This window comes from Mesorhizobium sp. WSM4841 (assembly GCF_055811515.1).
In genome coordinates this window covers 15,946-40,468 of the sequence record NZ_JBVVQC010000015.1, presented here as the reverse complement: position 1 = coordinate 40,468, position 24,523 = coordinate 15,946, and the positions used below count along the sequence as shown (strand labels likewise).

Below are 24,523 nucleotides of genomic sequence, written 5' to 3'. Positions count from 1 at the left end.
ACCCTCAGCGCGTGCGTGATGTTATCTCACGGTATGAGAGTAGTGCGTAGATAAAGGTCAATGTCCCGGCAAGTTCGAGACCTTCTTCGATGTTCGCCAGAATGCGATAGCGCAAGGATTCCATACCTTCCGCCTCTGCAACGCTGCCGCCGACCATTTCAAACCCGACCGCTCCGCCAAGAAACAGCGCCGCCGAAACCGCCAACAGCACGGCCAGCGATGTCGGGAAAGAGCGGATGAATGGAACAAAGGCAGCTAGCCCCACCAAGCTAAGGATGCCTGCCGGCGCTGCCCATGCAAAATACAGCAGGCCCGTATTGGTTGACCTCGCAGCCAACGCAGCGGATAGCTTCTCATGAAGGCCCGTGAATTCATCGAAAGAAAGAAGCAGGAACAGGAAGCCTAAGAAGTACCAATGCCAGGTGAACCGACTGCTACGGCCCGCCGCATCGTCTCCGCATTGAAATAGTAGACCGCTGCAGAAAAATAGCACCAGCACGGAGACCCAAGTGAACGCGCTCCGTTCCACATCGACATCAAGGAGCCATATTTTTGTCGACAGGTCCGGCTCCTGTCCAGCGTACAAGCTTAAATCTTGTGCAAAACTTGCACAAAGTATCAGCAGAGATAATACTGCAACTAGGGCGAGTATCGGTCTCCATTCGCTGAACAGAAGCGGGGCTTCCTTTTCCATCCTTGCTATTGTCACAAAAGTGTCACATAACGATTAGCAACTTGTCAACCATTGGCGTTCCAATGCGCAGCGACGGAAACAAGTTCGAGTCATTACTCGGCGCAGGTTTGCTTGCTCTCCTGTTGGCGTTGGCCGGGCTCATCGTTTTCTACGAGGTCGAGGTGGTATTTCCGTTGGGGTGACGCGTTGCCAACGATGGCGCCGACCGCCGTCACGAAGGGCATAAGTGCCCTCTCGGCTCCTCCAGAAGCCGCTTGAACTGCTTGTTGTCCAAGAGCCCGCGCAACGTCCAGATGCAGGCTCTTTCAGTTGAGATCAGCGCTCGATCGAGGCGAAACGGACCGTTCCGTGGTGCCTCTTCACCTCGACACGCTTGTCACCGCACGATTTCGCGGTGACCGCCGGGCAGGCGGGTAGCGATGAGCTTGTCGATGCGGCGGCCGTCGAGGTCGACGACCTCGAAGCGCCAGCCCTGCGCATCCACGCATTCGCCGGTCGTCGGCAGATGGTGCATGTGCGACAGCACGTAACCGGCGACGGTCTCGTAGTCGCGGTTCTCGGGCAGGTCGATGCCGAGAACGTCCGCCATCTCGTCGGCCTGCATGTAGCCGGCGAGCAGCCATGAGCCGTCCTCGCGCTTGACGGCGTTTTCCTCATCACCGGCGTCGAGGTCCGCCCGGAAGACGCCGGTGATGGCTTCCAATATGTCCGCAGGGGTGACGATGCCTTCGAAATGGCCGTATTCGTCATGGACCAGCGCCATCGGCACGTTGGACCCCTTGAGTGTCGAAAGGACATCCAGCGCGTCGGCCTGGTCATGGACAATGGGAGCGGTGCGCACGTGCCGGCGCGGGTCGAGTGCGCGACCGCCAAGCATCGCGGCCAGCACGTCGCGGGTCTGGACGACGCCGATCATGGCGTCGACACTGCCATCGCCGGCTGGCAGGCGCGAATGCTGGGTCTCCATCAGGAGTTTGCGGATCGCCGTGTCGTCGGACTCCAGGTTGATCCAGTCGACCTCGGTGCGCGGCGTCATCACCGCGCGGACGGCGCGGTCGCCGAGCCGCATGACGCCGGCGATCATGCGCCGCTCGTCGGATTCGATGGTGCCGTGATGCTCGGCCTCGGCGACCAGCATCTTGATCTCCTCGTCGGTGACCTTCTCCTCGCTTTCACCGCGTTGGCCGAGCAGCCACAGCATAGCGCGGCCGGAAATGTCGAGCAGGAAGACCAGCGGCGCCGAGACGGTGGCGAGGATGATCATCGCCGGAGCAACCTTGGCGGCGACGCGTTCGGGATCGCGCAGCGCGATCTGCTTGGGCACCAGTTCGCCGATGACGAGTGAGAAGTAGGTGATGAGGGCGACGACGATGCCGACGCCGATCGGGTCGGCAAGGCTTTCGCGGACGCCGGCCGATGCCAGGAACACGGACAGCCGCTCGCCGAGCGTGGCGCCGGAAAAGGCGCCGGATAAAACACCGACCAGAGTGATGCCGATCTGCACCGACGACAGGAATTTGCCGGGATTGGAGCCGAGCGCCAAGGCGCGGCCGGCGCCCTTGACATCGCGGTCGATCATCGCCCTGAGGCGGGCCGGCCGTGACGAGACGATGGCAAGTTCGGACATTGCCAGAAGGCCGTTCACGCAGATGAGGGCGGCCACGATGGCGATTTCAGCATAGAGCATGCGGGGTCAATAGCATTGCGGCGCGGTCTTCGAAAATAGATCGCCATCATTTTTCATGCCGGTTTCATGCAGCATCCCATGGCGGCGACGAAAAATGATGATCAAGGCGTCGACGCGACGCCGACCTTTGGCGTCAGGCTGCGCGTCACCGGCCAGATGGCGTGCACGACGATGTCTTCGACGAGACACTCCGACAGGACCGTCTCGAGTTCGCTGCTCTGTTTCGACCAGGTGTCGCAGACGTTCAAGCATCTGGAGATAGAACCGTTTCGTCTTGCGCCTACGGCAACTGCAGCAGCACGCCCACTACCGCCTTGCCGTCGGTGAAATAGTGGTCGCCACCGCCATTGCGCCCGGTCTTTGTCGCGCCGATGCCTGCGATTTCGTCGGTCGAGATCAGCATGCCTGCGGCAGACAGGTCGCGGATCAGGAAATCGCGCTCGGCGTCGATGTCGGGAGCGATATGGTGAGTGATCGCGCCGGTGTCGTGGCTGAGGCCAACGCCGCGATCGAAGCTTGCCGACCCCAGCCAGAGCGGCCGGCCATCGTCTCCGGTCGCCTCGGTCTGCCAAAAGCGGACGTGATGACGCCGGTCGGCACTGTCGCCGACCGGCTTCTCGAAGGCCAGATCCTGTGCACGGCCTTCGAATAACAACCGGCTGACCGGCGCGTCGGGATAGGGCCGATCGAACAGCACGCTTTCGCCGATCTCAATGGCGGTCTTCAGCGTGAGGGCGTCGGCCGTGTCCCACCCCGCGACGGCGAAGGCGTGGACCAGCTCTTTTTTGGTGCCGACGAGGCCGACATTGATCGGGTCGCCCGCAATACCCTGCGGCGTGTGCGTCAGCATCGCGAAGCGCTGCGTACGGAAATTGCGGTCCCTCAGGGTCCAGAATTCCGGCGCGGCGAAATAGGCGAGCACGAGATAGCCGGCACAGAACGCCACCAGCCAGATCGTTGCGCGTCGTCGAAGGCTTCGTCGGCTCACGAGATACCACCCAGGCGATACGGCATCACCTTATATGGCGTCATTCTACGCGGCGGCGCAGACCTTGGGCAGTGGGCATGCGCTCGGGTTCAGCGGCAGGCGCGGTAGCCGTTCCTGCGGTTCTTGATGTCGAAATGGAAGTGGTTGCGGTGGTCGTAATTGTAGCCGGGGCCGAGCACAGTGGTGAAATACTGGCAGCCGTCAGCACGCACAGTGTTGAGGAAGCCGCGCGTGCGGAAGGCGAACAGGCCGGGCTTGCGCACGTCGATATCTTTGCCATTGCCGAGCTCGATGCTCATGACGTCCAGCGCGTTGCCCTTGCCGTGCTCCGACAGCACGCCTTCGCCCGCGATCCTGCGGCAGGAATAGCTCGATCCCTGGCGAATGGTCTTGACGCCGGAGAAATAACGCCAGCGGGCGGAGGGGACCAGTTCATTCCTGGTCCAGCCGGCGAAGGTGGCGGCCATGTCGCAGGTCAGCGTCGCGGCAGGCTTCATTCCGACGCTGCCGATGGCCGAGATCTTGACCGGATAGTCGATGCCGCACTGGCCTTCGCGGATCGGCGCAAGATCGGTGTAGACGACGCCCAGGCGTTTCAGTTCGTTGCGGCAGTCGACCTCGCTGGCCGGCATCTGTTCGGTCGGCGCCATCGGCTCGTCCATGCGCGGATAGGCGGCGGTCATGTATGGGTTGGACGGGACGAGGCGCTGCATCCCCGCGTAGTTCGGAACGGCCGATGTCTGGCTGCCGACATCGACGGCCGGTTCAAGCGAAAGCACGCTGCCGGTGGTGCAGGCCGAGATCGCTGTGATGGCAAGGCCGCCGGCAATCATGCGCGCGCGTCTGGTTTGCCGCACGGCGACGAACGCGGCGCGAATTATCCCGGCCATCGACAAGATCCCTGTCCCCAAGCCTGATCCCGATCAGGCTCTGTCTCATCGTTTGATCATGATCTTTCTCCGAAAACCGGATCCGGCTTTTCGGGATCATGATCAGACGAGACGGAGATTAGCCGCCAAGAGTAAAGGAAAAATCAGCGGCCGCGTTTACGGCTGCGGCCAAATTGCGGCGCGCGGCGGTCTGGGACCATATCACTGGCAGAAGGTGCCGCCGTTGCGGCGCGGTGCGAGATCGAGATGGAGATGTAGCGAATGATCGGCATCGCTGCCCGGGCCGAGCACGGTCTTGAACGGTCCGCAGGCCGCCTTGCGTATTGCGTTCAGGAATTTTGCCTCCTTTTCCGGCGGCGCCGGGCCGATGTCGATCCTCCTGCCGTCCGAAAGCGTGAAGCTGGCGATGTCGAGCGCGTTGCCGAAGGCATGTTCCGACAGTTTCCCTCCGCCGTGGCGCGACCGGCAGACAAAGGCGGACGCCTGGCCGACCGACTTGAGATTGGCGCCGAGCTCGGCCTTGGCCGCCGGCTGGATGATATTCGCAGCGAAGCGCGCGGCGGCCTCGGCCATCTGGCAGTTCAGCTCGGCTTCGGGGTTGATATCCAATGACTTGCCCAGCGTCTTCAGCGCGATCGGATAGGGGATAGAGCAGCCGATCGCCGCATCGTGCTCGGCCTTGCGTTCCTCGAAGTCGACGCCCATCGACTTCAGCCGCCTGCGGCAGGCAAGTTCCTCGTCCGGCATTTTTTCCTGCGGCACCAAGGCCGAGCGCGGGTCGGCAGGGATCTCTTTCTGCTGCGCTTGCGCCGGCTTCTCCGGTGGTTTCGGGCCGGTGGCCGGCGGTTCCGCCTCGGCGGGCTTTTCGCTCGGCGTTGGAGCGATTGCCGGCGGCTCCGGCCGGGCTTCCTGATGCTGGTCCGACTTCTGCTGGTCCAGTTTGTCGGTGGCGGATTGATCAGCCTTTGGCGCATCCGCAGGGCGCGGCTCGGGGATCGGCACGTCGGCAGGTGCGGCTCCTTGCGCTGATTGCGAGCGATTGAGCTCCGGGACGGGCACGGTATCAGGCAATTCCGGAGCTTGGGCCAGGGCCGCTCCTGCGGACAGCATCGCCGCCGCCAAGGGCAGCGCCAATTTGGTCAATCCGGCCAATCTGGTCAATCCGGCCAATCTGATAAATCCGGCCATCTGATGAATAAGAGAGGGGTCAGCGCCGCCATTTGCCGTAAACGGCGGGCGAATGCGGAAGTTGCCTGAACGAGGGTTTTGGCCGATCACGAACGGTAACCGCCGCGTTACGCACCGATCGCTTCCAGCCCTTCCTCCAGCCAGTCGGCCAAGAGCGGCATGCCGAGCAGATATTTCGCCGTGCGCTTGTTGGCGCGCTCGCGCGCGGCCGTCAGCGCGTCCGCCCATTCCGAGGCGTCATAGTCACCGCGTCCGACCCAGGCGAGGGCGACGAGTTCGGCCGCCTCGTCGACATTGAGGTCGTTGATCAGTTCGCGCAGTTCTTCTTCGGTGAGGTCTTCGGAACTTTCCTCGACGAGACCGTCATGATGATGGTTGTCATGCGCCTCGCCATCGAGTTCTACCTCGTGCTCGGCGCCATCGGCATAGTCTTCGTTGACGGCAGCGCTCAACGCCTTCGCCTTGAGGATGAATAGGCGCACCGTGTCGGGACCGATCGAAAGCTCCCATTCCTTTTCAAGGCGCCGCTGCACTGGCCGTCTCCGCATACTCCGTTGCCGTTTGCTGGATGATAGCGAATTTGCAGCGCTCGTCACGTCATGTTCGGCGCTTCTATTTTCCGCTGGCGCGGATCGTTAAAAAAGCTTTCAGTGGCCATGACTTTTTTTCCGGGATGAAATGGCTTTTGCCCGGCGTTTATCTTGCATTGTCATGCTTCAAGGAGGGTTCGATGCGCAGACGATTGCTGATCCAGGTTCTGGCGGTTGCCGCCCTGCCGCTGTTTGCTGTTCCAGTGTTTTCGGCCGGTGAAGGTGGAGGCGGTGGCGATGGCAGCCAGACGACACAGTGCAAGAAAGGCATGGTCTGGGACAAGAAGCTGAAGAAATGCGTGGCACCCAAGCAAGGCATGCTGGACGACGACAACATCTATGAAGCCGGCCGCGCGCTGGCGATGGCCGGACGTTATGACGAGGCGATCGTCGTACTCAGCCTGGCTGCGGACAAGAAAGACCCTCGCATCCTCAACTATCTCGGCTACTCGCATCGCCATTCCGGACGTGTCACCGTCGGCCTCGGCTATTACGAGGAAGCGCTGCGCATCGATCCTGATTACACGCTGGTACGTGAATATCTCGGCGAGGCGCATCTGCAGATCGGCGATCTCGACGGTGCCCAGGAACAGCTCCGCGAGATCGAGAAGCGCACCGGCAAGGGATCTCGTGAATACGGCATGCTGTCTGAGGAGATAGACCGTTTCATGAAGAGCTGATTTGAAGCCCAAACACTCCTCACACCGGCTGTGAGCAATCGCAGCCGGTTTTTTGTTTGCCGCTCGCCCTGCCTGCCGCGCGGCCGTTACGGCATTTCTACAAATGGCGCGTGAATTTTTCAAAACTGATTTTTTGGCGTGAAAAACCCACGAAGATTGCTATATTGGGGGAAATTGCGGTGACACGGTTCCGTTAGCCCGAGGCTGCCGGACCGTTTTCTTTTTGTACCCATCGACAAGGTCGCTCCCGGAATGCGGGGGCGGCGGCAGGAAAGGTCAGGCATCATGAACAAGGTCCCGATGACAGGCGAGGGGTTCGCGTCATTGAAGGAAGAACTGCGCTGGCGCCAGCAGGAAGAGCGGCCGCGCATCATCGAAGCGATCTCCGAAGCGCGCTCGCATGGCGATCTTTCCGAAAATGCCGAGTACCACGCGGCGAAAGAGGCGCACAGCCTCAATGAGGGCCGCGTCAACGAGCTTGAGGACTTCATCGCCCGGGCCGAAGTGATCGACATCACCAAGCTCAGCGGCGAAAAGGTCAAGTTCGGCGCGACCGTGGTGCTGGTCGACGAGGACACGGAAGAGAAGAAGACCTACCAGATCGTCGGCGACCAGGAAGCGGACGTGAAGTCCGGCCGCATCTCGATCTCCTCGCCGATCGCGCGGGCGCTGATCGGCAAGGAAGTCGGCGATGCGATCGAGGTCAACGCGCCAGGCGGTGCACGGGGCTATGAGATCGTCCAGGTGCAGTTCATTTAGGGTAAAGCGGGCAGGATTGTTCCTGAATCGCGCTGTTTTAACCCGACGATTGCGCTGCCCCTCATCGCCCTGCCGGGCACTTCTCCCCGTATAGTGACGGGGAGAAGGACGCCGTCACCGACGGTTTCGCCAATTGTCAGCGTTGCAGATAGGCGCCGAGTTCGCGTCCAGCCCCCTTCTCCCCGTCACTATACGGGGAGAAGGTGCCGGCAGGCGGATGAGGGGCGGCGCCGGCCTTTCCATTTGGATTGATTCAATAAATCAACGCCTTCCGGCTGCCAGATCATGCACGTGGCGCTCCAGCAACTTCTCTGCCTCAGCCAACACCTCCTCAGGCGTAACGCGGCCGCCGGGCGCGGCCAGCAGCGTTGACGAGAACGGTCCGCGCGGGCCGGTCAGGCCGGGTTCTGTCGCCAGAAACACGGCGACCGTCGGCAGGCCGAAGGCGCTGGCGAGGTGGGTGAGGCCGGTGTCGGCGCCGATGACCAGCGCCGACCGGCCGATGATCGCGGCGATCTCAGAAAGCAGTGATTTCGGCACCAGCACGGTTTGCGGGACGGCCTCGGCGATCGCCTCGGCAACCGCCTTTTCACTGTCGTTAGACCAGGTGGTGACCGGCGTCATTCCTCTTTCCACGAGAAGCCGGGCAGTTTCGATCCAGTCGCTGACCGGCCATTTCTTGTCCTCGCGGCTGGTGCCGTGCAGCAGGAAGGCGGTTTTTTCGCCGACAAAGGTCGAACCGCCGGCCGGCGGCACGATGCCGGACTCGAGCCCGGAAAAATCCGTTTCATAGCCGAGCGCCAGCCCGAACAGCCGCCTGGTGCGTTCGATGGCGTGCAGATCGCGCGGCACAGCATAGCGCCGGTCGTAGAACAAAGTCGCCGAAGGCTCGCGGGCGCTCGACCGGTCGAAGCCGGCGATCGGCGCCGCAGCCAGTTTTGCCACCAGGGCCGACTTCAGCAATCCTTGCGCGTCGATGACGAGATCGTAGCGGCAATCTCGCAAGGCGCTGCGCAGTGGCGCCGCCTCGCGCCATGTGCTGCGGCCGAGCGGGCTTGTGCGCCAGCGCCGGATCGCCACGGTGTGAATGGTTGCGATCGCCGGATGCAGCGCCACGATGCCGGCAAAAGCCTCTTCCACACACCAGTCGAACGACACATCCGGCTGGTTGCGGCGCGCATCCTCGACGGCCGGAAAGGTGTGGATTACGTCACCCATCGAGGATGTCTTGACGATGAGCACCTTCATGCGGCGGCCGGCAGTTCCAGCAGCCGTTCCGCTGCTGCCGCGACCTGTGCCACCTCAAGCGTGTTCAGGCAGTTGAGATGGCCGAGCGGACAGATCTTCCGGTGGCAGGGCGAACAGGACAGGCCGAGCCAGACCAGTTCGCGCTGCTCGGTGAGTGGCGGCGTATTCTGCGGCGAGGTTGAGCCGTAGACGGCTACGATCGGCGTGCCGACCGCGGCGGCGACATGCATCAGCCCACTATCGTTCGACACCGCAAGCCTGGCCGCGGCGATCAGGTCGATGGCGTCCTCCAGCCGCGTCTGGCCGGCGAGGTCGACAACGCCTGGGGCAAGCGTGGCGATTTCCGCCGTAACGTCGGCGTCGTTCTTCGATCCGAACAGCGCGACCTCAAAACCTTTCGCCATCATGTCGAGGGCAAGGCTGGCATAGCGTTCGCTCGGCCAGCGCTTGGCCGGGCCGAATTCGGCGCCGGGCATCAGCGCGACGAATTTTTCCGCCTCCAGCCCGAAGCGACCCAGCAATGCCGCCTGGTTTTTCGTGTCGACAGCGAGCTTGGGAGCACGGAACGTGCCGCCTTGCGCGAGGCCGAAATAGGCCTGCGCCGTGCGCCGTTTCACATTGTCGGGCAAGGGGACGATATCGGTCAGCAGCCCGTAGCGCATTTCCTTGAGATGGCCGACGCGGCGCGGAATGCGGGCAAAGAACGGGACAAGCGCCGACTTCCAGCTTCCAGGCATGACATAGGCGATGTCGTAGTGGCCGCGCAGCCGTCGGCCGAAGCGCCTGCGGATGCGGAATTCCAGCGCGCCGGATTTCAGCGGCAGATCGATCTGCTGGCGTATTTCGGGCATGCGCTTGACCAGTGGCGCCGCCCATGCCGGGGCCAGCACGTCGATCGCGGCGTTCGGGTGAAGCTCTCTCAGCGCCGAGAACAGGCACTGCGCCATCACCATGTCGCCCACCCAGCGTGGGCCGATTACGAGGATCGCTGGGCTTTCAGCCATTCGACATAGTCTCTGACGCCGGTTTCCACTGTGCGGAACTGACCATTGTAACCGGCGGCGCGCAACCGGGACATATCAGCTTGCGTAAAACTCTGGTAGCTGCCCTTGAGGTGGTCTGGGAAGTCGATGAACTCGATCTCGCCTTTGCCCAGCGTGCCGATCACCGTTTCGGCAATGGCGCGGAACGGCTGGGCACGGCCGGTGCCGCAGTTGAAGATGCCGCTTGAGCCCCGTTTCCACAACCACAGGTTGACGTCGGCAACGTCGCCGACATGGATGAAATCGCGGCTCTGCTCGCCAGGTCCAAAACCGTCATAGGCGCCGAACAGTTTCGGGTTCTGGCCTTGCTCGACTTGGTTGAACAGGTGGAAGGCGACCGAGGCCATGGTGCCCTTGTGCGCCTCGCGTGGCCCATAGACGTTGAAATAGCGCAGGCCCGCCACCGGCGAATGGTCGGTATCGAAGACGGTGCGGCGGACGTAGTCGTCGAACAGCTTCTTTGAATAGGCATAGACATTGAGCGGGCGTTCGCATTCCGGCTCCTCGCGAAACTCGGCTCCGCCGCCATAGACCGAGGCTGAGGAGGCATAGAGGAAAGGCACCCGCAGCGCCAGGCAGGCATGCAGCAGCCGCTTCGAATAAGCGTAGTTCACCTCCATCATGAACTTGCCGTTCCATTCGGTGGTGGTCGAGCAGGCGCCCTGGTGGAAGACGGCCTCGATGCGGCCGAGGTCTCCGGCCTCCATCCGCGGCAGGAAATCGTCCTTGTCGAGGTAATCGGCGATCTGCAGGTCGGCGAGATTGGCGATCTTGTGGCCGTCGGTCAGGTCGTCGACGACGAGGATGTCGCTGATCCCTTCGGCGTTAAGGGCGGCGACGATGTTGGAGCCGATCATGCCGGCGCCGCCCGTGACGATGATCATGAAAGCCTCTGGTATCTTGTGCCGATTCCGGCCCTTATAGGGGAGGCTGGCGGGGCTGTCGATAAAGCAGGTCGCAATCCGGCGGCTGGGTGAGCGTCACAGTGCCGCCGCAAAGCTTTCGCTTCAGTCGGCGATCCACCGGCGAAGCGCGACAGGAGCAAGGATAATGCCGTCGACCGAACTGCTTATCGCCTTATTCGCCACCACGGCGATCTTCGCCTACATTCCCGGTCCGGCGATGCTTTACGCTGCTGCGCAAACCATGGCGCGCGGCCGCTGGTCCGGCCTGACGGCGGCGTTGGGGATCCATCTTGGCGGCTATGTGCACGTCGTCGCCGCCGCTGCCGGGTTGTCCGTGCTTTTCCACGCCGTACCGACGCTCTACATCGCAGTCAAGCTGGCTGGCGCGCTCTATCTGATCTGGCTGGGTGTGTCGCTGTTCCGCGCCAGGGCGCAAGACGATACTGTTATCTCAGGCATTGAGCCGAAATCCGCCAGCCGCGCCTTTTTCGAGAGTATCACCGTCGAGGTGCTCAATCCCAAGACTGCAATCTTCTTCATGGCGTTCCTGCCGCAATTCATCGACGCGTCGGCGACGTTTCCCGTCTGGCTCCAATTCCTCGTCCTCGGGACGATCGTCAATCTGATGTTCTCCTCGGCGGATGTCATGTGCGTGGTGCTGGCGGGTGCGCTGATCACCAGGCTACGGCGTTCGAGCCACGCACAGCGCCTCATGCGGCGTGCGGGCGGTGCGGTGCTCGTCGGATTGGGCGTCCATGTGGCTTTGCAGAAAAGCTGATCCGCCAACCGGCGATGGCTGTGGGCCGTTCGGTGGCTGCCGTTGCGCTGAGCCGAATTGCGGTATATCGGCTTCGCCATGAACGATCAGCCCTGCCAGTCCAGCGTTTTCACAGCATCGGGACCGGCTCTCATTGCACGTCGCGGATGACATGAGCGAGCAATACCTGCCTTCTCCCGAACCCCTTCACCGCGCCATCTCGCGGTTCGGCAACGTCACGGTGCTGGTGGTCGGCGACTTCATCCGCGACCGTTTCGTCAACGGCGTCATCGAGCGGATTTCGCCGGAAGCGCCCATTCCGGTGCTGCGCGGGCGTGGCGAAACGTCGGCGATGGGCGGCGCCGGCAATGTCGTCGCCAACATCGCCTCGCTCGGCGCTGCCGCGATACCGGTCTCGGTGATCGGCGCCGATCAGGCCGGCGACAATCTCATGCGCATGCTCGCCGAGTTTGGTGTCGACACCGGCGGCCTCGCGCAGGATGCGAACCGCATGACGTCGTCGAAAAGCCGGTTCAGTGCGCTCAACCAGCAGGTGCTGCGCTTCGACGAAGAGGAAATCAAGCCGCTGGGCGACGCTGAGCGGGCAACGCTGGTCCGGCATTTCCGCGCCGCGCTCGCGCAAGCCGACATCGTTATCCTGTCCGACTACGGCAAGGGCATATTGCTCGACGGCATCGCCGGCGAGCTGATCTCGATCTGCCGCGAGGCGGGAAGGCCGGTTCTGGTCGATCCCAAGGGTCGCGACTATGCTTGCTATGCCGGGGCGACGGCGATCACGCCCAATCGCAAGGAACTTGGCGAGGCGGTTGGACGCGTGGTGTTTGCCGATGACGAGATCGTGGCCGCGGCGCGTGAGCTGATCTCGGCACACGGCTTCGATTTCGTGGTCGCGACGCGCAGCGAAAAGGGCATGAGCGTCGTCGGCGCGGACGATGCCCGCCACATTGCCACGCAGGCGCGGGAAGTGTTCGACGTTTCCGGCGCCGGCGACACTGTCATTGCGACGTTTGCGTTAGCTCTTGCCGCGGGCGCCGACCGCATCATGGCCGCCGCCATCGCCAACGCGGCGGGCGGCGTGGTGGTGGGAAAGCGCGGTACCGCGCGGCTGACGGTCGAAGAGCTTACCGGGGCGCTGTTTCGCTCGCATGGACCGATTGCCCACAAGGATGCAATTCTCGATGCCGCTGCCGCTGCACGGCTGGTGGCGACGTGGAAGGACGAAGGCCTGAGCGTCGGTTTCACCAATGGCTGCTTCGATATCCTTCACGCCGGCCATGTCAGCCTTTTGCATGCGGCGCGCAGCCAATGCGACCGGCTGGTTCTCGGCCTCAACAGCGATGCCTCGGTGCGCCGGCTGAAAGGGCCAGGGCGCCCGGTCAACGACGAGCATGACCGGGCCTGCGTGCTGGCGGCGCTTGCCTCGGTCGATGCCGTCGTCGTCTTCGAGGAGGACACGCCGCTCGCGCTGATCGAGGCGCTCAAGCCCGACATACTGGTCAAGGGCGCCGACTACACGATCGATCAGGTGGTCGGCGCCGAAATCGTGCAAAAGGCGGGCGGCCGCGTCGTGCTGGTCGATCTCGTCGCCGGCAAGAGCACCACCGGCACCATCGGCAAGTTGCGCGCCGGCAGTACAAACTGAGGGTTTCATGTCCGAACTGAACGAATACCTGGTCCGCTCGGCGGCCGCGATCACCGCGATGGTCGAGCGCGACCTCACCGGCGAGATGGAGCGGGCGGTTACCGCCGTCGTCGCCGCGCTTTCGCACGGCAAGGCGCTGCTGATCTGCGGCAATGGCGGCTCGGCCAGCGATGCCATCCATATCGCCGGTGAACTGGTCGGCCGCTTCCTGAAGGAGCGCAAGGCCTACAACGTCATCGCGCTGCCGGCCAATGCGGCGGTGCTGACCGCGTGGGGCAATGATTACGGCTTCGACACGGTGTTTTCACGCCAGGTCGAGGCGCATGGCTCTGCTGGTGCCGTGCTGCTCGCCATCTCGACCAGCGGCAACTCGGCCAGCATCCTTGCCGCTGCCGAGCAGGCGCGCACGATGGACATGACGGTGATCAGCCTGACCGGCGACACCGGCGGCAAGCTCAAGCCGCTCTCCGACATCCTGCTCAACGTGCCCTCGACCTCGACGCCGATCATCCAGCAGGGGCATCTGTGCCTCTATCATCATCTGTGCGAAATGGTCGAAGCGCGCCTCTGTGATGGCTGATAGGGACGCTGTCAGGACCTCGCAGCCGTACCCGCTCGAAGAGCCGGGCCTGTGGGTCGAGCGGATTGGTACCTCGGTTTTTGCAGCTGGCACGCCGGCGCTGTTTCTCGACCGGGACGGCACCATGAATGTCGATAGCGGTTATCCCAGCGATCCGGCTGACATCGTGCTGCGGCCGGCGATGCTGCCGGTGATCCGAACGGCCAACATCGTAGGCCTTCCTGCGATCGTGGTCTCCAACCAATCAGGTATAGCCCGCGGCTATTTCGGCTGGCCGGAGTTCGCCGCAGTCAATGCTCGGCTGCTGACACTTCTCGAAGCACAGAATTGCCGGATCGATCTGGTGCTCGCCTGCGCCTACCATTCGAGCGGGACGGGTGAACTGGCAGTAGGCGATCATCCGATGCGCAAGCCCAATCCGGGCATGCTTCTGCGCGCCCGCGATCTGCTGGGCGTGGATATCAGCCGGTCAATCATCGTCGGCGACAAGGCCGATGACATGGAGGCCGGACGGCGAGCCGGGCTATGGGAGGGCTGGTTGGTGCACGGCAGATCCAATCGGACTTCTAGCGATGGCATGTTCACGACGCGCAAACTGACGACCGGTAACGATCACAGCAAACTCTGCGACGCCATCGCCGAATTCGGCCGGGATTAGATTCTCACTTCGCTGAAAGCCACCAGGCCCTCGTCCTTGACGCGACGGATGGTCAGTGCCGTCCGCACCGTGTCGACATTCGGCGCCGAGGCCAGTTCCTCGATGACGAAGGTCTGGAAGGCGCCGAGGTCGCTCGCCACGCAATGCAGCAAAAAGTCGGATTCGCCCGACACCATCCAGGCGTCGCGAACGATCGGCCAACCGCGGGTGCGTTCGGCGAAGGTTTTCAGCTCCGCGTCGGCCTGGTGATGCAGGCCGATAAGGCAGAAGGCGACGACATCCAGGCCGAGCGCCGGCGCATTGAGCAAGGCGCGATAGCCGCGGATGATGCCGGTCTCTTCCAACCGCCTGACGCGACGCAGGCATGGCGGCGCCGAAATGCCGACGCGGCCGGACAGCTCGACATTGGTCATGCGCCCGTCTTGCTGCAGCTCGCGCAGGATTTTCCAGTCGATGGCATCGAGATCGGCTTTGAGCGGCATGGATACCTTCGGCGCTTCACGCAAGAATCTTACGTAATTTTGTAATTAAACGACTTTGGTGTCCATTCCATCCCTTCAGTCGCTGATTTTCGGACAGTCGCCGCGCAAGATGTTCATGGATCGTCTGTTTGCGGGCAAGCTTTCCGGGGACGAAGGCCAGGTCGTCTTGCTGGCGTCGCCTGCAACACCTAGATTAGGGCCGATATCGAACCCTGTGCCGGACGCTTCATTCGCGTCCGGTTTTGTGAAAGCCCGTCCATGATCACCAAGCACGCACCCGTTCTCATCATCGGTTCCGGCCCCGCCGGCTATACGGCGGCAATCTACGCCGCCCGCGCCATGCTGAAGCCGATGCTGGTCGCCGGGCTGCAGCAGGGCGGCCAGCTGGTGATCACCACCGACGTCGAAAACTATCCGGGCTTCGCCGATCCGATCCAGGGTCCGTGGCTGATGGAACAAATGTTGAAGCAGGCCGAGCATGTCGGCACCGACGTCATCAATGACATCATCACCGAAGTCGACCTCAATGTGCGGCCGTTCCGTGCCAAGGGCGATTCCGGCACCACCTATACCGCCGACGCGCTGATCATCGCCACCGGTGCGCAGGCGAAATGGCTGGGCATCCCGAGCGAACAGACCTTCATGGGCTTCGGCGTATCGGCCTGCGCCACCTGCGACGGCTTCTTCTATCGCGGCAAGGATGTCGCGGTGATCGGCGGCGGCAATTCGGCGGTGGAGGAGGCGCTCTACCTTTCCAACCTGGCAAAGAGCGTGACGGTCATCCACCGGCGCAGCGACTTCCGCGCCGAGCGCATCCTTAGCGAGCGGCTGTTCAAGAAGGACAATATCCGCGTCATCTGGGACACCGTCGTCGACGAGATCACCGGCCAGTCCGGCAAGACGCCGCTGCCGCCGTCGGTGGAAGGGCTGAAGCTGCGCAATGTGGTGACCGGCCAGGAGATGCATCTGACGGTCGACGGGGTGTTCGTGGCGATCGGCCATGCGCCGGCGGTCGAGCTGTTCGCCGGCAAGCTGAAGCAGAAGCCGAACGGCTATCTGTGGACGGCGCCGGATTCGACCTGCACCGACGTGCCGGGCGTGTTCGCCGCCGGCGACGTGACCGACGACATCTACCGCCAGGCGGTGACGGCGGCGGGGCTCGGCTGCATGGCCGCGCTCGAGGCGGAAAAGTACCTCGCCGGGATCGAAGTTCACCGCGAAGCGGCGGAGTAAGGAAGCGGCCGAGAAAAGCCGCGCAAAAGCCTGATTTTTCATTCAGACGCCAGAAAACAGAACGGGGGCATCATGGCGTTGGACTGGGACAAGCTACGCGTGTTTCACGCTGCGGCGGAAGCTGGGTCGTTCACCCATGCCGCCGAGACACTGCATCTGTCGCAATCGGCGATCTCGCGGCAGGTCAGCGCGCTCGAACATGACGTCGGCGTGCCGCTGTTCAATCGCCATGCCCGCGGCCTGGTGTTGACCGAGCAGGGTGAGATGCTGTTCCGCACGGCGCATGACGTGCTGATGAAGCTGGAGACGATCAAATCGCGGCTGACCGAGGCCAAGGACCGGCCCTCCGGCGTGCTCAGGGTGACGACCACGGTGGGGCTCGGTGCCGGCTGGCTGACCGAGCGCGTGCAGGAATTCATCGAGCTCTATCCTGAGATCAGCCTGCAGTTGATCCTGGCGAACGAGGAACTCGACCTCACCATGCGCCGAGCGGATTGCGCGATCCGGCTGCGCCAGCCGCAGCAGCCCGATCTCATCCAGCGCCGCCTGTTCACCGTGCATTTCCATCTCTACGCCGCTCCTTCTTACGTCAACAAGTATGGCAAGCCGGCGTCGATCGCCGAGTTGAAGAGCCATCGCATCGTCACCTTCGGCGTGCCGGTGCCGGCGCATTTGTCGGAATTGAACTGGCTGGAAACGGTCGGCGATTTCGAAGGCGGGCAAAGGGTGCCGACGCTGCAGATCAACGACATATTGTCGATCAAGCGCGCGGTTCAGGGTGGTGCCGGCATCGCCATGCTGCCCGACTATGTGGTCAGCAAGGACTCAGGGCTGGTGCAGTTGCTGCCGGAGACCGAAGTGCCGTCCTTCGACACCTATTTCGCTTATCCCGATGCGATGAAGAACCAGGCGAAACTGCACGTCTTCCGCGATTTTATCATCGCCAAGGCGCGCAGCTGGTCGTTCTAAAGCGCGTCGCGTTTGAACGGATACATGCGACGCGCTTAGGTTCTTGTCATTATGCATGTCGTTATCCCAAAACCGCTGCGCCCCTCGGGTCAAGCCCTGGGTCAAGCCCGAGGGCAAGCTTTTGGGCGACACGCATTAGGTGTTTGATGCCGGCCTGCGAATGGCGGGTTCCTGCGCTTCCGGTACTTACGGACCCGATGTCCGCTCCGTTCCGTTTCTCGGAACCCACCATTCTCGACTCGGCCTGACCTGAATCTCAACACAGCCTGAAACGGCGCCATCTCCGCTTTCCGGCTCACCCGCGCCATGGCGTCAGGCGGGGCAGCCAGCCGGGGACGGCGCGGCGGTAGGCCTCGTAGTCGGCGCCATAGCGGCGAGCAAGCGTCGGTTCCTCGTAGAACTTCACGAAGGAGACCATGGCGATGGCGGCGATAGCGGCATAGGCGACGAGAGCCCAGCTCGAAAACAGCAGCGCCTGGCCAAGGATGATCGCCAGCACCGCCACATACATCGGGTTGCGGACATGGCGGTAGATGCCGCCGACAACCAGTCGCTCGGTTGGCGCGACCGGGGCGGGCGTGCCCCGGCCTTCGAGGGAAAAACGGGCGAAAGCATGAAGCAGCAAGGCCGCTGCGACGACAATCAGGACCCAGCCGACGGGGACCAAGCCGGGCCGGGTCGACCATGGCAGACGATAGCGATCGGTCAACAGCCAGGGCAGCAATCCCGCGACCACGCCGGGCGCTGCGATGAAGAATAGCGCGCTGCCGACGATCGCCTGATGTGTCCTCATTGAGGCTTCCTTCTAAAGCGCGTCGCGTCTGAAGGATTCAAAGGGATTCATGCGACGCGCTTTCAGTTCTTGTTTTTATGCACGTCGTTGTCCCAAAACCGCTGCGCACCCTCGGGTCGGGCCCGAGGGCATGCTTTTGGGCGACATGCATTAGAGCGGCGTGCGCCCGCTTGGACGCACAAATACGCTTTAGCACTTTGGATCTGCGCACCGTGCTTTCCGAACATCGATGCCAATTTTCGGGCCGATGCGCGGCTGCTGCAAAAATAAACGCGTGCTGCCTGATTCGACGTCATTCGTTGTTTCTGCATTCCGGGCCGAGAATTGGCTCTGATTTGCTATTTCGCGATGGTTTTTGCCTGGCTGTGCACCGCATTTCGACGATTCTGCTGGTCCTACGGGGCCAAGGAATGGGTTAGACCACAGCCTGTGTCATTTTGCATGCGTGTGTTGCAAAATAGATGCTTGTTTCTTGGGCATGATGAGCACATATATAGATCATCTCCTGGGCGCGTTCTCCTCCCATTAGCGCCCTCGAGTGTTCCCCTCTGGAGGTTAGCCTTAACAGGCACTTCCAATCAAACTCAGCCGGATCTTCATTGATCCGGCTTTTTTGTTGCCTGAAACCTGCTGGCGCCCAGGGAAAGCCGACCGAAATTGTCACGTAACAGTGACATGTAACCTCAGGTAACATATCCTAGGCGCCTATCATCGACTAAGCAGATCATAGGACGCGGTGTGGTTCGTGCGGGAGATGGGGGCATCACTCGGACGATCCGGGCTCAGGCGGCTACCGCGTCCGAACCATTCTTCCGCTGAGGCCGTCAGGCGGCTGGCGGCATGTGCGGCGGACCTGCCGTTTTCGCCTCCCACGAAGACGGTCCGCAAGGAAACGGCGTCCGGATCACTCCGGACGCCGTTTCCCTGTGTTCTGCAGCCTGCGATACTGGCGTCAAAATCCAGTATCAGGCGGCCTTGCCATTGGCGTTCAACGCCTCATCGGCCAGGCGACCGGTGAGTTCGGCCATATGGTCGAAGGTGGCACGATAGCTGGCAACGCCCGCGGTGGCCGAACGCAACTCGATGATCAGGTCGCCGATCTCGGCCTGCGGCATGGTCGCCTCGACGACATCCCATCCCGGCCAGCCGGGCCGCGCATCGTAGCCGAGGATCTGGCCGCGCCGCTGCGGGATCAGGGCGATGATCCTCGACGTGGCGTCGGACGGCGTGACGATCTCGACCTTCATGATAGGTTCGAGCAGCACTGGCGAGCAGGCGGCCATGCCTTCCTTCATCGCCAGCTTCGCCGCCATCTGGAAGGCCATGTCCGACGAATCGACGGCATGATAGGAGCCGTCGGACAGGTTGACCGCGACATCGACCACCGGAAAGCCGAGCGGGCCGGATTTCAGATAATCACGCACGCCGGTCTCGACCGACTGGATATAGGTTTTCGGCACGGCGCCGCCGGTGATGGTGTCGGTGAACTGGAAGCCGGAGCCGCGCGGCAGCGGCTTGATCTCGATGATCACGTCGCCGAACTGGCCATGGCCGCCCGACTGCTTCTTGTGGCGGCCACGCTGCTGCGCGGTTTTGCGGATCGTCTCGCGATAAGGCACGGCCGGCGGATGGCCTTCGACCGGGATCTGGTTCTTGCCTTCCAGCCGCTCGCGCACGACGCGCAGATGCATCTCGCCATGGCCCGACAGCACGGTTTCGGCCGAATCCTGATTGTGGCGCAGGCTGAGCGAGGGATCTTCTTCGGCAAGGCGCTGGATGGCCGCGGACATCTTCACCTCGTCCTTGCGTTCCTTCGGCCGCAGCGCGAAGGCGAAGACCGGTTGCGGCGGCGCCAGCGTCACCAGCGGCTTGATGCCGCCCTTGGCCGAGCTCAGCGTCTGACCGGTCGTGACGTCGTCCAGCTTGCCGAGCGCGACTGTGTCGCCGACCTTGGCCGAGGTGAGCTTGGTCTGGTCCTTGCCGAGCATCCTGTAGATGCCGGAGACCTTTGCCGTGGCGCCATTCGAAAGGAACAGCTCGGAGGCGTCGGCAAGCTGGCCGGACAGGATGCGCGAGACCGACAGCTTGCCGCCATGCGCAGTATGGATGGTCTTCATCACCTGGACTACGGTCGTATTGCCGTCAGGTGCACCGAGGCGCTTGCGCGTTGCTTCAACATCAGGCGCGTCGTGGCGGATCGTCTTTAGAAGCCGCAGCACACCATTGCCCTTCTCGGCGGTGCCGATCAGCACCGGCGTCACCGCGCCGTCACGCAGGTCGGCGGCGAGGTCGTCGAAGATCGCGTCCTTCGGCGGCTCGATCTCTTCGAGGAGCTGCTCCATCAACTGGTCGTCATGGTCGGCAAGCGTCTCCAGCATGGAAAAGCGCGCCTCCAACTCGCGCGCCTTGTCGTCGCTGGGAATCTGGGCGACCTCGCTTTCGGCATATTCGCGATAGATGTAGGCGCGCTCCAGAGCGAGATCGATCGAGCCGATGACGACACCGTTCTTGCGCAGCGGAATCTGGCGCAGCAGCAACGGCGCCGAGCTTGCCGGCTGCAGCATCTTCAGCGTGTCGCGCACGCCTGATATCGCCTTATCGACCTTGTTGAGGAACATGATACGCGGCACGCCGAGATCGTCGAGCTTGCGCATGATCAGCTGCAGGGCAGGGATTTTCTTCGCGTCGGCTTCAGCGACGACCACGGCGATGTCGCAGGCGGCAAGCACCGGCTCTGCCTCGAAAGAGAATTCGATGGAACCGGGACAATCGACGAAGGTGAGTTGCTCGTCCATGAATTCGGTGGTCGCAAAGGTCGCCTCGACGCTCATGGCGTGGGCGCGTGCCTCGGGCGAATGATCGGAAACGGTATTTCCCGAGGAAACGGGATTCTGGCGGGGAATGGCGCCCGTGCGGGCCAAAATGGCTTCGAGAAGTGTCGTCTTACCGCTTGCAAAGGGACCGACTATGGCAATGCATTTCGGTCCCGTGCGTCGTCCTCCGGCGCGAGTTCCCATGACTGACCTCCACTCAGGCGTTTCCCTGGGAGCGGCGGCCGGCCTGTCGACCGTCGCGGGCGGGGCTTTTTTCAGTTTGCCACCTACCCAAAGGCATCGTCCCACGGGTTAGCCGGGAGGGCAAGTGATTTGAGAATCGGGGATTTGAGGATCGCCTGATGTCGCGGATGTTGAGCCGTGATCGGCGAAGCCGTCGGATGCGAGCCTAGCCTCCCATCAAATCCCGCGACAGAGCCCGTCGCCGAACAGCCGCAAAAGCGGTTGCGCCATAATGGTTATCGGACGAAACTGCCCTTCTTGCGACAAAAAGGAACGGCCGTCGCCGACCGATCCGCCATCAGCTTGAGGCCTCGCGACGATGAAGATCATTGCCTGCGGCAGCGTGCCGACCGTCATTGCGCCGGAAAAGTACTTCACCGGACGTGTGTGGCAGACGCCGATCATCGAGAAGGAAGCGCCAGCGCGCCTGCGCGCCATCATCGTCAGTTTCGAGCCCGGCGCGCGTACCCACTGGCATACGCATCCGCTGGGCCAGACGCTCTATGTCATATCAGGCGCCGGCCTCGCGCAAAGCTGGGGCGAGCCGGTACAGGCGATCAGGGCCGGCGACGTCATTTCGTTCGCGCCTGATGAAAAGCACTGGCATGGCGCCGGCCCGAAATCGGCGATGGCGCATATCGCCATGCAGGAGGCGCTCGACGGCGTCCATGCCGACTGGCTGGAGACGGTGACAGACGAGCAGTATGGCGGCGTCGATCGGACCTAAAAGCGCGTGGCGTCCGATCATTAGAGGATTTTCCATACTCAGGTTTGGAGTCGACATGTCGAAGCGTCGCTTGCCTCTTGTTGCCGCCGTCTATCTCGGCACATTCGTCGCACTGCTCGACATCAGCATCGTCAACGTCGCCCTGCCGACGATCCAGCTTGCGCTCGGCATCGATTTCGCAGGGCTGCAATGGGTGATCGACGCCTACACGCTTTGCCTGTCGGCCTTCATGCTGTCGGCAGGACTCATCGCTGACCGCTACGGGCGCAAGCGCTCCTGGCTGGCAGGCATCGGCATTTTCGTGGCCGGTTCCGCCATATGTGCAATCGCGCCCAACCTGCCGGTGCTGCTGGTGGGCCGGGTGGTGCAAGGGATAGCCGGATCGCTGATCATTCCGGGTGCGCTGTCGATTCTGACGCAGGCGTTTCCCGACGGTCGCGAGCGTGCCGGCGTTATCGGAGGCTGGGCGTCGTTCGCAGCTGTCTCGCTGCTCGCCGGCCCGGTCCTCGGCGGCATCCTGGTCGAAACCGCCGGATGGCAGAGCATTTTCCTGATCAACCTGCCGCTCGGCCTGGCCACGATCGTGCTCGGTGCGGCTTCGATCGTAGAGACTTCACACCCCGAGCATGCCCATCTCGACCTTGTCGGCCTGGCGCTTAGCATTCTGTGGCTGGGCGCCTTGACCTTCGGCCTGATCTCGGCAGGCGAAAAAGGTTGGGGCGATCGAGAGGCTGTTATCGCCCTTGTCGTCGGCTTCGCTGGCCTAGTGGCATTCCTTGTCTTCGAGGCACGCACGCCGCGGCCGATGCTGCCGCTTGGCCTGTTCCGCGACATTCGCTTTGCCGTCGCCAATGTCGCCTCGTTCGCGCTCGGCCTCACCTCCTACACCGGCGTCTTCCTCTATTCGATGTTCCTGCAGCAGGTACAGGGCTGGTCGCCGACACAGACCGGCCTGCGCATGGCGCCGCTGTTCCTTGTCCAAATGGTCGTGTCGCCGGCGATCGGCAGGCTTAGTCAGCGCTACGGACACTCGGCGCTGATGACATCTGGCTATCTTGCGAGCGGTCTTTCCATGCTGGGCATGTGCTGGGCTGGACCCTCGACACCCTATGTGACGATCGGCCTGCTGTTTGCCGTCGGCGGCCTCGGCAATGCGCTGTCCATCCCGACCGGCAGCGCTGCCGCGATGTCGTTTGCGCCGCGCGAGCGTTCGGGCATGGTGTCGGCGGTGATCAACGCAACCCGCCAGGGCGGCACCGCTATCGGCATCGCCCTGCTCGGCGCCTTGATGAGCATGCGGGCAACAGCCCTGCTGACGGCGCATCTTGAAAATGCCGGTGTCGCCAATGCCGGAGCGGTGGCCCGCGCCGCCGTTTCAAGGCACGATTTCGTAGCCGATGCGGCGATGGGCAAGGACGGCCTGCGCGATCTGTTCGCAGCCGCCTATGCCGGCGGTTTCCATGCGGCGATGCTGACGGCGGCCATCGTTTCGTTTGTCACGGCCGGGCTTCTGGTCGCCGTTCTGGCGCCGGCCGAGGCACGTTCGGCACGCGAAACCAATCAGCAGGGATGAGGCTGGTGCCTATCGCCACCAAAACCCGGCTCGCGGCCGGGTTTTGGTGTTCGGGAACGATACGGCTGATCAGGTCAGCGAGGCGGTGAAGCGCTGGATGCGCGTGCAGGCCTCTTCGAGCAACGCCTCCGATGTGGCGTAGGAGATGCGGAAGTTCGGGCCGAGGCCGAAGGCCGAGCCGAACACGACCGCCACGCCTTCGGCCTCGAGCAGCTCCGAGCAGAAGGCTTCGTCGTTGTCGATCACCTTGCCGGCTTTGGTCTTCTTGCCGATCAACTGGGCGCAGGACGGATAGACATAGAAGGCGCCTTCCGGCGACGGGCATGTGATGCCGCGCGCCTGATTGAGCATCGACACGACGAGATCGCGCCGAGCCTGGAAGATCGCCTTGTTTTTTGCAATGAAATCCTGCGGACCGTTCAGCGCCTCCACCGATGCCCACTGGGCAATGGTGCAGGCGCCGGAGGTCTGCTGGCCCTGGATCATATCCATCGCCTTTATCAGCGCCACGGGCCCGGCCGCATAGCCGATGCGCCAGCCGGTCATGGCATAGGCCTTCGACACGCCGTTCATCGTCAGCGTGCGCTCATAAAGCTTCGGCTCGACCTCGGCGATGGTCCTGAAGACGAAATCGCCGTAGATCAGGTGCTCGTACATGTCGTCGGTCAGCACCCAGACATGGGGATGTTCGAGCAGCACGTTGGCCAGAGCGCGCAACTCCGCCTCCGTGTATGCGGCGCCCGACGGGTTCGACGGTGAGTTCATCAACAGCCATTTGGTGCGCGGCGTGATCGCCTTTTCCAACGCCGCCGCCGTCAGCTTGAAGCCGTTGTCGATGGAGGTGTCGGCGAAGGCCGAGGTACCGCCGCAGATCGCCACCATCTCGGGATAGCTGACCCAGTACGGCCTCGGAATGATGACCTCGTCGCCGGGATTCAGCGTCGCCATAAAGGCATTGAACAGGATCTGCTTGCCGCCGGTGCCGACGATGGTCTGCTCCGGCCGGTAGTCGAGATTGTTCTCTCGCTTGAATTTTTTGGCGATAGCCTCGCGCAGCGGCGCGATGCCGGAAACAGGAGGATATTTCGTTTCGCCGCGGCGGATGGCCTCGATCGCAGCGTTCTTGATGTTGTCCGGCGTGTCGAAGTCCGGTTCGCCGGCACCCAGCCCGATCACGTCACGGCCGGCGTTTTTCAGCTCGCGCGCTTTCTGCGTCACTGCGATGGTCGCGGAAGGCTTTACGCGGGAAAGGGCGTCGGCAAGAAAGGCCATGACGGCGTTGTCTCCTTGTAGGCTTAGGCGGTCCGTCCGACCGCGGCGTCTCTCATGTCGCATCATCCCGCCAAGCGCAAGCATTGTC

At 62.7% G+C, this 24,523-nt stretch carries 24 protein-coding genes; 10 read left to right on the top strand and 14 right to left on the bottom strand.

Annotation, left to right across the window (positions count from 1 at the left end):
• Positions 1–4 precede the first annotated feature (4 nt).
• The 7 genes from AC0L14_RS18840 to AC0L14_RS18810 all read right to left on the bottom strand — a co-directional run bounded on the left by AC0L14_RS18840 (position 5) and on the right by AC0L14_RS18810 (position 5,980).
• Positions 5–694, bottom strand: coding sequence for a hypothetical protein (locus AC0L14_RS18840; RefSeq protein ID WP_473750350.1), 690 nt, complete (start codon positions 692–694; stop codon positions 5–7).
• A gap of 376 nt (positions 695–1,070) precedes the next feature.
• Positions 1,071–2,381 carry a hemolysin family protein gene (locus AC0L14_RS18835; RefSeq protein ID WP_473750349.1) on the bottom strand — a complete coding sequence of 437 codons (1,311 nt, stop codon included), beginning with the start codon at positions 2,379–2,381 and terminating at the stop codon, positions 1,071–1,073.
• Positions 2,382–2,482: 101 nt separating this feature from the next.
• Entirely contained in the window at positions 2,483–2,629 is a 147-nt protein-coding gene (locus AC0L14_RS18830) for a hypothetical protein (RefSeq protein ID WP_473489036.1), read from the bottom strand.
• A 32-nt stretch (positions 2,630–2,661) separates the two neighbouring features.
• On the bottom strand, positions 2,662–3,369 hold the full coding sequence (locus tag AC0L14_RS18825; protein ID WP_473489035.1) for an LssY C-terminal domain-containing protein: 708 nt from the start codon (positions 3,367–3,369) through the stop codon (positions 2,662–2,664).
• 89 nt (positions 3,370–3,458) lie between these two features.
• A complete protein-coding gene (locus AC0L14_RS18820; RefSeq protein WP_473489034.1) occupies positions 3,459–4,259 on the bottom strand; it encodes an extensin-like domain-containing protein in 801 nt (266 codons plus the stop codon).
• Positions 4,260–4,460: 201 nt separating this feature from the next.
• Positions 4,461–5,429: an extensin-like domain-containing protein gene (locus AC0L14_RS18815; protein ID WP_473750348.1), complete on the bottom strand. Its 969-nt coding sequence runs from the start codon at positions 5,427–5,429 to the stop codon at positions 4,461–4,463.
• A 125-nt stretch (positions 5,430–5,554) separates the two neighbouring features.
• A complete protein-coding gene (locus tag AC0L14_RS18810) occupies positions 5,555–5,980 on the bottom strand; it encodes a DUF3775 domain-containing protein (RefSeq protein WP_095491539.1) in 426 nt (141 codons plus the stop codon).
• Between the two features lie 197 nt (positions 5,981–6,177).
• Between AC0L14_RS18810 and AC0L14_RS18805 the strand changes: the two genes are divergently transcribed.
• Together AC0L14_RS18805 and greA are read left to right on the top strand one after the other, a co-directional pair.
• Positions 6,178–6,717: a tetratricopeptide repeat protein gene (locus AC0L14_RS18805; protein ID WP_473750347.1), complete on the top strand. Its 540-nt coding sequence runs from the start codon at positions 6,178–6,180 to the stop codon at positions 6,715–6,717.
• Between the two features lie 285 nt (positions 6,718–7,002).
• Positions 7,003–7,476 carry a transcription elongation factor GreA gene (greA, locus tag AC0L14_RS18800; protein ID WP_095491538.1) on the top strand — a complete coding sequence of 158 codons (474 nt, stop codon included), beginning with the start codon at positions 7,003–7,005 and terminating at the stop codon, positions 7,474–7,476.
• Between the two features lie 261 nt (positions 7,477–7,737).
• On the opposite strand, the gene waaC is transcribed toward greA, so the two are convergent.
• From waaC to rfaD, 3 genes are read right to left on the bottom strand one after another with little or no spacing between them, the layout of a single operon-like run.
• The gene (waaC, locus tag AC0L14_RS18795; protein WP_473489031.1) at positions 7,738–8,724 is read right to left on the bottom strand and encodes a lipopolysaccharide heptosyltransferase I; all 987 of its coding nucleotides are present in this window, start codon (positions 8,722–8,724) and stop codon (positions 7,738–7,740) included.
• A complete protein-coding gene (waaF, locus tag AC0L14_RS18790) occupies positions 8,721–9,728 on the bottom strand; it encodes a lipopolysaccharide heptosyltransferase II (protein ID WP_473489030.1) in 1,008 nt (335 codons plus the stop codon). The genes waaC and waaF overlap by 4 nt, the downstream gene beginning before the upstream one ends.
• The gene (gene rfaD, locus AC0L14_RS18785; protein WP_123148400.1) at positions 9,701–10,651 is read right to left on the bottom strand and encodes an ADP-glyceromanno-heptose 6-epimerase; all 951 of its coding nucleotides are present in this window, start codon (positions 10,649–10,651) and stop codon (positions 9,701–9,703) included. The genes waaF and rfaD overlap by 28 nt, the downstream gene beginning before the upstream one ends.
• A gap of 166 nt (positions 10,652–10,817) precedes the next feature.
• Here rfaD and AC0L14_RS18780 point away from each other — a divergent pair, with 166 nt between their 5' ends.
• From AC0L14_RS18780 to AC0L14_RS18765, 4 genes are all read left to right on the top strand, one after another.
• Positions 10,818–11,450, top strand: a complete 633-nt coding sequence (locus tag AC0L14_RS18780; RefSeq protein WP_473750345.1) for a LysE family translocator — start codon at positions 10,818–10,820, stop codon at positions 11,448–11,450.
• A gap of 151 nt (positions 11,451–11,601) precedes the next feature.
• Positions 11,602–13,092: a D-glycero-beta-D-manno-heptose-7-phosphate kinase gene (gene rfaE1 / locus AC0L14_RS18775; protein WP_473750344.1), complete on the top strand. Its 1,491-nt coding sequence runs from the start codon at positions 11,602–11,604 to the stop codon at positions 13,090–13,092.
• Positions 13,093–13,099: 7 nt separating this feature from the next.
• Entirely contained in the window at positions 13,100–13,672 is a 573-nt protein-coding gene (locus tag AC0L14_RS18770) for a D-sedoheptulose-7-phosphate isomerase (protein WP_095491532.1), read from the top strand.
• The gene (locus AC0L14_RS18765) at positions 13,665–14,330 is read left to right on the top strand and encodes a D-glycero-alpha-D-manno-heptose-1,7-bisphosphate 7-phosphatase (RefSeq protein WP_473489027.1); all 666 of its coding nucleotides are present in this window, start codon (positions 13,665–13,667) and stop codon (positions 14,328–14,330) included. Before AC0L14_RS18770 ends, AC0L14_RS18765 begins: the two co-directional genes overlap by 8 nt.
• Here AC0L14_RS18765 and AC0L14_RS18760 read toward each other — a convergent pair.
• Positions 14,327–14,812 carry an Lrp/AsnC family transcriptional regulator gene (locus tag AC0L14_RS18760; RefSeq protein WP_095491530.1) on the bottom strand — a complete coding sequence of 162 codons (486 nt, stop codon included), beginning with the start codon at positions 14,810–14,812 and terminating at the stop codon, positions 14,327–14,329. The genes AC0L14_RS18765 and AC0L14_RS18760 overlap by 4 nt on opposite strands.
• Positions 14,813–15,070: 258 nt before the next feature.
• On the opposite strand from AC0L14_RS18760, the gene trxB reads away from it, so the two are divergent.
• Together trxB and AC0L14_RS18750 are read left to right on the top strand one after the other, a co-directional pair.
• On the top strand, positions 15,071–16,045 hold the full coding sequence (gene trxB / locus AC0L14_RS18755) for a thioredoxin-disulfide reductase (RefSeq protein WP_123148546.1): 975 nt from the start codon (positions 15,071–15,073) through the stop codon (positions 16,043–16,045).
• A 72-nt stretch (positions 16,046–16,117) separates the two neighbouring features.
• Positions 16,118–17,014, top strand: a complete 897-nt coding sequence (locus AC0L14_RS18750; protein WP_023799796.1) for a LysR family transcriptional regulator — start codon at positions 16,118–16,120, stop codon at positions 17,012–17,014.
• Positions 17,015–17,309: 295 nt separating this feature from the next.
• Here the strand turns inward: AC0L14_RS18750 and AC0L14_RS18745 are convergent, their stop codons facing one another.
• Both AC0L14_RS18745 and AC0L14_RS18740 read right to left on the bottom strand, forming a co-directional pair.
• Positions 17,310–17,807, bottom strand: coding sequence for a methyltransferase family protein (locus AC0L14_RS18745; RefSeq protein ID WP_473489026.1), 498 nt, complete (start codon positions 17,805–17,807; stop codon positions 17,310–17,312).
• 965 nt (positions 17,808–18,772) lie between these two features.
• The gene (locus tag AC0L14_RS18740) at positions 18,773–20,824 is read right to left on the bottom strand and encodes an elongation factor G (RefSeq protein ID WP_473750342.1); all 2,052 of its coding nucleotides are present in this window, start codon (positions 20,822–20,824) and stop codon (positions 18,773–18,775) included.
• Positions 20,825–21,182: 358 nt separating this feature from the next.
• Here AC0L14_RS18740 and AC0L14_RS18735 point away from each other — a divergent pair, with 358 nt between their 5' ends.
• Both AC0L14_RS18735 and AC0L14_RS18730 read left to right on the top strand, forming a co-directional pair.
• Positions 21,183–21,590: a (R)-mandelonitrile lyase gene (locus AC0L14_RS18735; protein WP_292180536.1), complete on the top strand. Its 408-nt coding sequence runs from the start codon at positions 21,183–21,185 to the stop codon at positions 21,588–21,590.
• Positions 21,591–21,645: 55 nt separating this feature from the next.
• Entirely contained in the window at positions 21,646–23,163 is a 1,518-nt protein-coding gene (locus AC0L14_RS18730) for a DHA2 family efflux MFS transporter permease subunit (RefSeq protein WP_473750340.1), read from the top strand.
• A gap of 69 nt (positions 23,164–23,232) precedes the next feature.
• Here AC0L14_RS18730 and AC0L14_RS18725 read toward each other — a convergent pair whose 3' ends face one another.
• Positions 23,233–24,435 (bottom strand): pyridoxal phosphate-dependent aminotransferase, encoded by a 1,203-nt coding sequence (locus tag AC0L14_RS18725; protein ID WP_473750338.1) that lies wholly within the window; start codon positions 24,433–24,435, stop codon positions 23,233–23,235.
• Between the last annotated feature and the right edge of the window lie 88 nt (positions 24,436–24,523).